At 44.4% G+C, this 12,335-nt stretch carries 6 protein-coding genes; 4 read left to right on the forward strand and 2 right to left on the reverse strand.

Annotated elements, in window-relative coordinates:
- On the reverse strand, positions 1-2,721 hold a 2,721-nt coding region (locus tag RMO55_RS18470), incomplete at its 3' end, for a PAS domain S-box protein (RefSeq protein ID WP_310429006.1).
- Between RMO55_RS18470 and RMO55_RS18475 the strand changes: the two genes are divergently transcribed.
- Both RMO55_RS18475 and htpG read left to right on the forward strand, forming a co-directional pair.
- Positions 2,720-2,932, forward strand: coding sequence for a hypothetical protein (locus tag RMO55_RS18475; RefSeq protein ID WP_310429008.1), 213 nt, complete (start codon positions 2,720-2,722; stop codon positions 2,930-2,932). The genes RMO55_RS18470 and RMO55_RS18475 overlap by 2 nt on opposite strands.
- A gap of 4 nt (positions 2,933-2,936) precedes the next feature.
- Positions 2,937-4,934, forward strand: coding sequence for a molecular chaperone HtpG (htpG, locus tag RMO55_RS18480; RefSeq protein WP_310429010.1), 1,998 nt, complete (start codon positions 2,937-2,939; stop codon positions 4,932-4,934).
- Between the two features lie 124 nt (positions 4,935-5,058).
- Here the strand turns inward: htpG and RMO55_RS18485 are convergent, their stop codons facing one another.
- Positions 5,059-7,338, reverse strand: a complete 2,280-nt coding sequence (locus RMO55_RS18485; RefSeq protein WP_310429013.1) for a ComEC/Rec2 family competence protein — start codon at positions 7,336-7,338, stop codon at positions 5,059-5,061.
- Positions 7,339-7,503: 165 nt separating this feature from the next.
- Between RMO55_RS18485 and RMO55_RS18490 the strand changes: the two genes are divergently transcribed.
- Entirely contained in the window at positions 7,504-10,413 is a 2,910-nt protein-coding gene (locus tag RMO55_RS18490; protein WP_310429015.1) for an NACHT domain-containing protein, read from the forward strand.
- 339 nt (positions 10,414-10,752) lie between these two features.
- Positions 10,753-12,114 (forward strand): NAD(P)/FAD-dependent oxidoreductase, encoded by a 1,362-nt coding sequence (locus RMO55_RS18495; protein WP_310429017.1) that lies wholly within the window; start codon positions 10,753-10,755, stop codon positions 12,112-12,114.
- The last annotated feature ends 221 nt before the right edge of the window (positions 12,115-12,335 follow it).

Here is a 12,335-nt window from a genome sequence, read left to right on the forward strand (position 1 = left end):
AATTTGTTTCTGATGTGCTAGTTGTTTGACAAATGCCAGGGTGGAATTGGTGAGCGTAGTTGGTGATACTGTGGTTATTTCTAGCTCCAGTTTTCCGGCTTCAATTTTTGATACTTCCAGAATATCGTTAATCAAGGAGAGGAGATGCTCACCACTACGTTCGACAGTGGCAATCGCTTTTTTCTGACGATCGTTGATTATGCCGAATACTTCTTCGAGAAAAGATTCGGATAGACCCAGGATCGCGTTGAGCGGAGTCCTGAGTTCGTGACTCATATTGGCGAGAAATTCATCTTTGAGCCTGGTGGCGCGGAGTAGTTCTTGGTTGGAAACTGCGAGTTGGTGATTGGTTTCGGTCAGCTTCACCTCGGCTTGCTGTTTTTGGGCTAGTTCTTGCTGTACCTGCTCGAATAAATTTGCTTGCTGAATAGCGATCGTCAACTGGCTGGCAATTTGCTGAGCCAGATCGATGTCTGACTGCTGCCAGTTGCGGGGGGCTGCACATTGATGGATGCAGAGCAATCCCCACAAATTATCGCCACATAGTAATGGCATCACCAGATTTGCCCGCACCTGAAACTGTGCGAGGATATTGGTGTGGCAGACAAAATCACCTTTTTGATAGATATCATTCACCACATAGGATCGCCCTTTGGCATATAGAGCAGCATAGTTTTCGCCAAAGCAATGATCTTTAACCCGAATCGCTATTGCCGAAGTAAACTCTGCTCCAACTGATTCAGCGACAAATTCGCCATCGTCAAAGTGGGAGGCAGGATCGAACTTGAAAATGCCCACCCGATCTGCATGAATGACATCACGAATTTCTTGACAGGCAGTATCAAAAATGGTCTGGAGATCTAAGGATTGACGAATCCGTTGGGTGATTTCTTTGAGTAGGATGGCGCGTTCTGCTTGTTGACAAATCAGATCCTCTGCCTGTTTGCGAATGACTTCTTCTTGCTTGGCTTCAGTAATATCGCGGGCGACCCAAATCACAGACCGATCGTCTAGGGGTGAGCACTTGGCATTAAACCAGTACTCGATATTGTCGATCTTCAGGCTATATTCACACGATTGGGTCTGTTGTGTGGTCAGAGTTTGCTCGATCGTCCCTAAAAATTGTGCTGCTTGTTCGGGCACGAAAAAATCTTGAATGTTTTTACCAAGTAAACTTTCAGCAGGAGCCATTAGTTTCGCAGGATTGGTGGGGGGAACCTTCAGATAGGTACCAACTCGATCGACCACAAATACAAGATCGTCCATCCCCATAAACAAGCTGCGTAGTTCCGCCTCAGAAGCTTGGAGGGCTGCGGCAGCTTGTTGCCGTTCGCTAATATCTCGAAAAATTCCCTGAACAATCTGCTCACCATCTACTTCAATACAGATAGCTTTAATCTCTACTGGTACTTGGCTCCCATCTTTTCGCACCACAATGGTTTCAAGGATGGGAGGGATCTGATCCTGTCCAAGAAGATCTCGAAAGCCTGCTTGTGCGGCTGCGAATGCTTCGGGGGGATGAATATCAGACAGGTGGAGGTGGCTTAATTCTGTTGGGCTATAGCCCAAAAGTGTCTCGGATGCCTGATTACCTTCGATTAAATAACCTTGAGCATCTGCCAAGATGATCGCATCACTGGCACCATTCATAAGGGCGCGGTAACGTTGCTCGCTTTTTTGGAGGGCGGCAGTACGTTCTAGCACTCGCTGCTCTAGCTCTTGATTCAATTGGGCTAATGCCTGGGATGAGCGTTCTCGCTCTAATTCCGCACCAGCGCGGGCAGCAAAGACCCGCAGCAGATTTTCAGCTTTTTGAGGGTCTTTGATCGGGTTTTGGTCGAGAATACAGAGATTGCCGATCGCCTTGCCCTGGACATCTTGTAACGCAATCCCCAAGTAACTCTGTGCCTCCATCTCTACCAAATTCAGATTGGCTGGAAACTTTTCCTGAATCAAGGATTCGCAATAATACTTTTTTTGTTGTACAGCTTTTTGACAGGGTGTATCAGCGATCGGAAACTCAAAGGTGGACTGTAAGCTGTCGTTTGCCCAAAAAGCCAGAACGCTCAGTTTGTCGTCAACTTTTTCTGTCACCAAGGCATAGGAGACATTCAATGCTGTGGCGATGTGGCCGACTAAGGCGGGAAAATAGTCTTGCCCTGTGGTGGCGGCGGTACCTTCGATCAGGGCTTGGAGTTGAATTTCGGCTTGTTTGCGAACGGCTTCGTCGCGCTTCGCTGCGCTAATATCCGTCAGTGTGCCCGCATAACCAATGATTTGCCCCTGGGCATCTCGTTCGGCTTTTGCCTGTCCATATACCCATGTCACCTGACCATCTGGTCGTTGAAAGCGATATTCAAGCTGGAATGGTCGGTGTTCTTGGATCGCTTTTTGCCATTCAGCCGGGACTCGATCGCGATCTTCAGGATGGAGTGATTGAATCCATCCCTTACCCCGAGCAGCTTCAGGAGAGACTCCCGCAATCTGATACCAGCGATTGTTGTGATAAATGCCTTTCCCGCTGGCATCAGTCCGAAAAATGCCTACAGGTAATGTTTCCGCTAGGGATACATAGTGTTGTTCGCTGTCTTCTAGCAAGGTTTGAGCTTGTTTTCGATCGATCGATCCCACCACTCGATCTGCGGCATCTATTGTAGCTAAATGTTCAGCCTCGATCGAATCTTCCGGTTTTGATTGGCTCGATCTGCTGGAATTATTCATGACTCATGTTCTTCCTGAAACTATGTGGCTGGGGGAGCAGTCGATTACCTACGGTAGGCTACGCCAACGATTACACGTTAATACTAGTATTCCCCGCCACATCGAATTACTACCGCCGAAGTCTCCCATACTTAGGTACGGAAATCTCGAAAGGCTTCAAGTCACCATTCGACCTACAATGCAGGTAAATATACATAACTGCGATCGATAGCCATATGACAGTGCTAGAACAAGGTAACATTACCATCCATACCGAGAATATCTTTCCGATCATCAAGAAATCTCTGTATACAGATCATGAAATCTTCCTACGCGAACTGATCTCTAATGCCGTTGATGCCATTGGTAAACTGAAGATGGTTTCCTTCGCTGGCGAATTTAGCGGCGAAATCGGCGAACCTGCGATCGGTATCTCGATCGACAAAGAAAAGAAAACTCTTTCTATCTCCGATAATGGGATTGGGATGAGTGTCGATGAAGTCAAAAAATATATCAATCAAGTCGCTTTTTCGAGTGCTGAAGAGTTTATCGAAAAATATCAAAAAAATAGCGACCAACAAATTATTGGACACTTTGGATTAGGTTTCTATTCTTCGTTCATGGTTGCCAGTTTAGTCGAAATCGATACCCTCTCTTGTCGGGACGGATCGACTCCAGTACACTGGTCTTGCGATGGTTCTCCCAGCTTTGAAATTAGCGAGTCGAGTCGCACGGAGCGCGGTACGATGATTACAATGACTCTTCAAGATGAGGAAGTCGAATATTTAGAGCCAGCACGCATTAAGCAATTAGTGAAAACTTATTGTGATTTCATGCCTGTGGCGATCTCTCTTGATGGCGAAGTCATTAATAAACAGAAGGCACCCTGGAAAGAATCGCCGCAGAATTTAACTAAGGAAGACTATCTCGAATTCTATCGGTATTTATATCCGTTTGAAGAAGATCCATTACTTTGGGTACATCTAAATACTGATTATCCTTTTGCTCTTAATGGGATTCTTTACTTTCCTAAATTACGCCCAGATTTAGATCTAACTAAGGGACAAGCTAAACTATTTTGCAATCAGGTATTTGTCAGCGATCGCTGTGATGAAGTGATTCCCAAATTCCTGCTACCATTACGGGGAGTCATTGACAGTACCGACATTCCGTTAAATGTTTCGCGGAGTGCCTTGACTAGCGATCGAACCGTCCGTCGGATCTCTGATTATATCTCCAAAAAGGTCGGCGATAGACTCAAAGAACTCTATCATGACGATCGAGCAGCATATACCAAAGGCTGGGAAGATCTCAGTACTTTCATTAAATTTGGCTGTCTGAACGATGATAAATTTAAAAAGCAAATAGAAGATATTATCATCTATCGCACTACCTTCGTCAGCCCCGTAGTCATGCCTGAGGTCGTAACTGAAGGTGAAGAAGATGCTTGGAAACCCACACAGCCAAGTTTACCCTACACTACTCTCACCGAGTATTTAGAACGGAATAAAGAGCGTCATGTCAAAGCAGTTTCAGAGCCAGCCGAAGGCGAAGCAGCCAGCGAACCTACTTACGAACAGCGGGTTTTCTACGCCACAGATGAAGCCAGTCAATCACCATATATCCAACTGCACAAAAGTCAGGGATTAGAAGTACTATTTCTCGATTCCTTTATCGATACTCACTTTGTTAGCTTCCTCGAACAGGAACATAGCGATGTCAAATTCTCCCGTGTCGATGCAGAATTAGATAGTAGTTTGATTAAGTCCGATGATACGCCCGAAATCATCGATCCTACTACTAACAAAACTCGTAGCGAACAGATTCAAGCAATCTTTACTACTGCAATTAATCAACCCAAAGTCACCATCCGCACCGAATCACTCAAAGGTGATAACGCTCAATCCACACCACCAGCAATGGTATTGTTACCTGAATCTACACGCCGGATGCGAGACATGATGGCAATGATGCAACAACAAGTAGCTGAGTTTCCAGCAGATCACGTTCTGGTTGTTAATACCGCTCATCCACTGATTCAAAACTTGGCAAATCTCGATCGAGGATCGATAGTTCAATCTGAGGGAACTTCACCAAACCAAGATTTAGTTAATCTCGTTTGTCAACATATCTACGATCTGGCTTTAATGGCTCAGAAAGGCGTAAATGCCGATGGGATGAACACATTTGTGGAGCGTTCTAATCAAGTGTTAACTAAGTTAACCGAACGGTAGATTCGATTTAAACAAAATAGGGTAGGCGGAATTTAATAATTCCCTTACCCTATTTTGATAGTCCTCTTCAGAGGACTTTATTTGCTAACCTGGGGATTAACCCCATGTGGTGGAACTAAATATTCTATAATCTTTCCTCTTCTAAATAAGGCTTGAATTCCCCTGAAGGTGTCCATTGAATTGCACCATCTCGACCAGTATAGTAGACACGTACCTTGTTTTTTTCTAATAACTTAACTGTTTCTGGATCTGGGTTAGCGGTGGCCGCAATTGCTACTTTTGGATTGATTTTAGCGATCGATCGATCGGTTAATTTACCACCGTGCCAATATAGAGTGTGAACGGGAGCGATTTGGTCGAGATCGATCGCGATTTGGGCTTTGTCTACTTTAGAATCGCCAATCACTAGCCATGTTTGCTTGAATTCAGGGATGTCGATTCTAAAGATGGCGGGATTGATTTGGACGTTGGTAATTTCGACTCGATCGAATTTTAGGGCTTTTTTTACTGGTAATGACTGAAATTTAGTTGTACCAGGGTCGCTACTTTCACCACCAATACTAAAAAAGTTTTGAATTTGAATAGTTTGGGTGAGAGTTTGCCAACTATTCAGGGCAGATAGATCTCGATTAAAATCGATCGCTGTATCGATGCGATCGATTGCCTGCTGTTGTAAAAATGGCAGCACGATAAATCTTGCAACGCTCTCATTTCCGGTATTAACTAAGATTGCTTGTCCCCGATCTTCGATGACTAAAATTTGGTGACCGAGCTTTTCACCTGGAGAATTATTACTTGCTAAAGCAGTAATTTGTAATTCACTTGTTTTCCAAATAGCTAGGGGAATAATTACCAATAAGATACTTATACCTGCTGCCGATTGCCAATTTTTCTGCCATTTAGGCATCACCCATACACCCAAAATAATGCCATATAGACCAAATAACTGCCATAGTCCAATTTGACCGACAGACAAAGATGCTCCAGGTAAATAATTAAAGATATCGACAATACCAATTAAGAGCTGGCTTGGTAAGTACAGTAGCCAAGAAATAGCACTACCAGCGATTGGGAAGATCGCTCCAACTGATGCACCGATTGCCCCACCGATACTGATGATACTAATGAGTGGACTGGTGAGAATATTTGCAGGCAAACTAAAGACGGGGAAAACCTTAAAAACATATAATTGAATTGGCAATGTCCAAATCGATGCAGCTAGCGGAACGGTAACTAAATCGGCGATCGTCGGTGGTAGCCAATCCAACTTTTTTTGCAATGGTTCGACCGTCACAATCAATCCTAATGTCGCCAAAAAACTCAACTCAAAGCCAATATCCCAAACCCATAACGGATTGACGATCAGTAATAAAGTTCCAGCCATAAATAGCGAACTGAGTGGTTCTATTTGTCGCTTCGTGCGCAAGGCAATTAATACCGCCATCCCCATCACTACCGATCGCACTACCGCAGGCTGGAAGCCAGTCAAACACAAGAAAATTAGTAAGGCTGCCACCCCTGAATTAAACTGTCCGACTACCGATAATCGCTTGCGCGTGAGGGTGAGAATTGCATTAAGAATTAGAGAGACTTGAAAGCCCGATGCAGCCAGCGCATGAGCTAATCCGACCCGCACAAATCGATCTCGTAAATCGAACGGCAAATCCACCGCATCTGCTCCCAAGACCATCGCTGTAACTAACGGTCCCGCAGGGACATCCAGCCACCTGACCTGGGCTGCGGCAATCCGCTGGCGTAACTTACCCCAACTCCATTTCTGTGTCTGACTTTCATCTGGTACCCGCAACTGTACCCCACGCATTCCTGCAAATCCACCCGATTGACTCAAATAATTGCGAAAACTAAACCCGCCAGGATTGGCATTAGCTTGGGGGAGATATAATGTCCCCGTAATCGACACCTCAACTCCTGGTTGCAGGCCTGTACCGCTTTGGAGTGGCACCGTAACGTATACCCGACCGCTAACAACTTTACTCACGTCTGCTGGGCGCACACCGTCGCCCTGAATCTCGTTTAATTGCGTCGCATTGAGCCAAAATTGACTATTCTGATTGCGAGTGACGTGGGGATAACTATCGACGGTACCTTGGACGATCGTAAACTGTGCTGTTCCCCGTTCGGCAGTGGCAGGGATATACTTACTAATATCATTAGCCGCAAGTTGGGGCACTCGCAATTCTAAATAAAAAGTAGCAGATGCCGCGATCGCAATCGCAATCGCCAAAAGTTGCCAATTTGGACTCTTTTTCCAAATTCTCGGCAGTACCCACGCCATGGGAATAGCCACAACAATCAGTCCCCATCGCACCCACGGATTGAAAGTGACCAGTAAACCAATTATGTAAGCCAGACAAAGAACGATCGCTGCTTGGGTATTTCGCATCAGGCAGTTATAAGTTATGAGAAATTGCACGATGGCCGCAAAACCTCAAGATCGCACTCGCTGATTTACGCGCCTACTGCCGTTAAAGAATGATATCACTAGGCTCAGGATATCGCTTGCTTGTCTAGCTAAAACCTTGTCCAAGTCCAACCGATAAAAAAATTCATGCCTCGCCCTAATTTTGGTAATGCTGTCAAACAACGCGCCATGCAGTTTTTTACTGTGTTGGTTGATTTTGCCAATAATGAATTAGACATTGACGAACGCCGATTGGACAGTTTACAGCGAGAGATTCAACTAAATTGGCAAACCGAAAAGCGTTGTGTGATTCGGACGAAGGTTCGTTATCTAGAAGATCTCATTTGCTTGGCAGGAATTACACTTACCAGTGAACAGATTAAAGAATCGATTAAGTGTTTGACTGATTTCGTCGAAATTATTGAAGATAATCGTGCGAGTAAAGGTGGATCGGAAACTTGGCATTTTACGCTAAATTTATGGCATGACAGATTCGATCGAGTTGCAAATATTCACAGGCTCGATCTGGAATGGGATCGGCGTAAATCGCCTCAAACTCGGACGAGTAAAGACCAATGTACCACTCCTAAAACAGATAACTGGTTGGAACTGGTTCGATCGACCCTCTCCACTCAACAATCTCATCGAATTACCACCAATCCATTGATGGTTGAAGATCGACTTAAATTTAGTCTGGATGAGGTCTATGTGCCGATAGGATTGATGGAAAGACGGCGACTGACTATTTTTGACGGACAAGATGGAATTGATAGTGGAGAGGAGGAAATTGGCGTAACCAACGTTCTCGATCTCGATCGATTATTGGCTCAACTAGTTGCAAATCCAGAGCCAAATCGGATTGGCGTTATTGGCGAACCTGGTTCGGGGAAAACTACCTGTCTGCAAAAGTTAGCAGCGGGATTACTCGATCTACAGTTGCTACCAATTTGGATTTCGCTTGCGGATCTACAGGGCGAAACTCTGGAAAATTATCTCTTGCAAGATTGGCTCAAAATTGCTACCCGCAAAATGCAGATCGATCTAAAATTACAGCAAGATTTTGCAGCTCAATTCGATCGGGGAAGGGTATGGTTACTTTTAGATGCTGTGGATGAAATGGCTATGGATGCGAGTATTTCTCTCGCAAATCTAGCGCGCCAATTACGGGGATGGGTAGGTGCAGCACATATTATTCTTACTTGTCGATCGAATGTCTGGGATAGTGGTAAAAATGCACTGGAAAATTTTACGACCTATCGCAATCTGGGGTTGAGTTATGGATATACTCAGCCACACAACCAAGTCAAACAATTTATTCAGGGCTGGTTTAAAGATTGTCCTAACTTGGGTGAAAGTCTGCTCACAGAAATCGTACAACCTCAATACCACCGATTGCGAGATGCAGTTAAAAATCCACTCCGATTAGCTTTGTTATGTCAGTATTGGTTGCGGACTCAAGGTAAATTACCCAGTACTAAAGCGAGTCTATATCAACAATTTACCGATACAATTTATGAATGGAAACAGGATCGATTTCCCACTAGTCTATCTCAGCGTCAACAGTTAGATCGTGCTTTAGGTAAATTGGCTCTTCAGGCAATTCATCTCGACAAGTCAAACCAAGTTCGCTTTCGACTCCAGCATCAGACTATATTGGAGTTACTAGAGCCAGATTTACTAGAGCTAGCTCTTCAACTGGGATGGTTGAATCAGGTAGGTATTTCGGCACATACAGGAGCTAAGATTTATGCCTTTTACCATGCCACTTTTCATGAATATTTTGCAGCTCAATCGATAACTGATTGGCGATATTTCTTCGATGGAGATCTGAATAATCATTCACCAATTTTTAGTCCTTATTGGCATGAAACAATCTTGTTCTGGTTTGGGAGAAAAGATGTTGCTGCAAATGAGAAAGAAGCTTGTATCGAAGCATTAATAAATTTCGATCGAAATCGAGGTGAATTTTATTTCTATCGGGCTTGTTTTCTAGCTGCAGCCGCGATCGCTGAATTTCCAAAATCAATCCACAGCCAGGAAATAATCGATCGATTATTACAGTGGCGATTTGCTAAAATTATTCCCGAACAAAATACCTGGAAATTCTACCCACTACCGATTCAAGATGGTGCAAGAATCGCCCTCCGACAGACCGATCTAGTCGCGGCAGTTTCCGGCTTAGAGAAATTTGTCCAAACAGTAGAAAATCCCTTTTTCCAGTGGCAATCAGCCCATAGTTTAGGCAAAGTATTCGACCCAGGCAATGCAATCGCGATTAAAGCATTAGTTGACTCGATCGAATTAGTTCATCGTCACGATCTACAGATCAAAATTTGTGAATCATTAAGTAAGATCGATCGTAACTATAGCGAGATCGCATTCTCGACCCTCGCTAATATCATTAAAACAGGAAATACAGAATCTCTAGTACGCAAAGCAGCTTTCACTCTTGGTAAATTGCTCGTAGAACAGTCCTCTGAAATCGATGAAGGTAATCTACTATTTGCACTAGTAATTAAGACGCTAGCTCAGATCGTCGAATCTGGACAAAATTGCGACAGTCGGATTGCAGCATTAGCAAATCTCCGTCAGATCTTACCGACACATCCCGCTACAAGACAGCAATTATTTGAAGATCGCACTTTCCCTAGCAGTACTCGTCATCGGCGTAAGAAAGTAGCCCGTCAGCGAGATGTAAACATTGCGATTGCCGAATTGGAACGAAAACTATTAAATGTCAACAATACCGAATCTCAACGTCGATATGCTTATCAACTAGGTAAATTTCAAACCGGACATCCACTAGCAGTTGATATCTTATTAGAACTCATGTCTTCTGCTCAACCAGCTAATTTCTATAAGCGAACTGGAGAATATCTTAAAGAAGTATTATTGACCGAACAATTACCATTGCTAATTACCAAACTCAAAGAGCAGATCGTCGATCGCGAAGGCGACAATCGATCTGTCTCGGCTTTAGAATGCTATAAACTACTCTGGTATTGTGCTGAACAATTACCTTATCAACAATTTATCCAAATCTGGGATCGAGACTAGATGAAACCGCTTATATCCCCGACTTCTTGAAGAAGTCGGGGATATGTGTCCTCATTCTCGAATCTGAGCATCTGATTTGGTAAAGATCGAGACATTGCTGGGCACCATAACTTTAGCAACATACTGATTGAGATTGAGCATAGTCGATCGCCAACCTGAAACGTTGGCGTAGCCTACGGTCGGTAATCGACTGTCATCGCTGGTAGCAACAGATACTTGTATTTGTGTGAATATATATTAAGCTAGGTATAGATACCTACAAACTTGCTTGACACCGAGCGTCGAATAAGTTCGTGGCTAAATCACCCCCTTTTAGGATTGAATTGAGGAAACCAGATCGTGACAAATCAAGTTGAGCAACAGTCGCTACATCATGTCGTTATTGTCGGTGGGGGTTTTGGCGGACTTCATGCTGCGTTATCCTTGGGTAAAGCACCCGTGCGGGTGACGCTGATCGATAAACGCAATTTTCACCTGTTCCAACCACTCCTATATCAAGTGGCTACAGGTGGTTTGTCGCCTGCGGATATTTCCTCACCATTACGATCGATCCTCAACAAGCAAAAGAATACGAAAGTGTTGATGGGTGAAGTACGAAATATCGATCCGCAGCAGCAGAAGATTTTCCTGAGCAAGAGTGAGATAACTTACGATACATTAATTGTAGCAACGGGTGTCAGCCATCATTATTTTGGGAACGAGCAGTGGGCACCGACAGCTCCAGGCTTGAAAACCGTTGAAGATGCGCTAGAAATGCGCCGCCGGATTTTCATGGCGTTTGAAGCTGCTGAGAAAGAAACCGATGCAGAAAAACGTCGAGCTTGGCTGACATTTGCGATCGTCGGGGGCGGCCCAACTGGAGTAGAATTAGCTGGTGCGATCGCCGAGTTAGCTTATAGTACGCTCAAAAAAGATTTCCGCAATGTCGATACCGCTGAAGCTAAAATAGTCCTAGTCGAAGGGATGGATCGAGTTTTACCGCCTTACTCGCCAGACTTATCAGCTAAAGCCGAAGCATCTTTGGTAAATTTGGGAGTAGAGGTGCGGACAAAAGCACTCGTAACGAATATAGAGGATAACGTTGTTACCATTCGTCAGGGCGATAATATCGAGCTGTTAGCAGCCCGAACTGTATTGTGGGCGGCAGGAGTCAAAGCTTCAGCGATGGGTAAGATGGTGTCTGAACATACAGGTGTCGAACTCGATCGAGTCGGGCGAGTAATGGTAGAGTCGGACTTGAGCGTCAAGGGATATCCCCAAATTTTTGTGATCGGTGATTTGGCGAACTTTACCAAGTCAGATGGGAAACCATTGGCTGGAGTAGCACCTGTCGCGACCCAAGAAGGTAAATATGTTGCCGACTTAATTATCAAGCGACTCGCGGGTGAAAGTCTACCAGCTTTTGAATATTTTGATGCGGGCAGCTTATCAGTCATTGGTAGACATTCGGCAGTAGCTGATTTCGGCTCGGTGAAAATGTCTGGATTCTTCGCCTGGTTGATTTGGGTATTCGTCCATATTTATTATCTAATTGAATTTGATAATAAATTAGTGGTATTTATTCAATGGACTTGGAGTTATTTCACTCGCAAACGCGGTGCGCGATTAATTACTGGCGATGAATCACTTGGCGAAATTGGGGTTGATGAAAGAGGCGAATATTTTGTTGCGCCAAAAATCAAAGTCAGTGCAAAGGCCTAAATTCTTCGGTGCGATCGTCATTGTCCCCAGGCTACAATGGCTGCATATCGATCGGTTAAATGCTAGCGATTTAACTGGTTACTAGCCGCCAGCTCCAGACTAAGGTAGGATAAATATTAATGATTGTTAACAAAACGGTACCTAATTAGGCTACAAATTAACAATTGCCACCGATCTGCCGATAGAGCGGTGTCTAATTGGCAGTAGCAACAACGGTGCTT

Origin of the sequence: Chamaesiphon sp. VAR_48_metabat_135_sub (assembly GCF_031418915.1) — a bacterium.
In the GTDB taxonomy this organism is placed as follows: domain Bacteria; phylum Cyanobacteriota; class Cyanobacteriia; order Cyanobacteriales; family Chamaesiphonaceae; genus Chamaesiphon.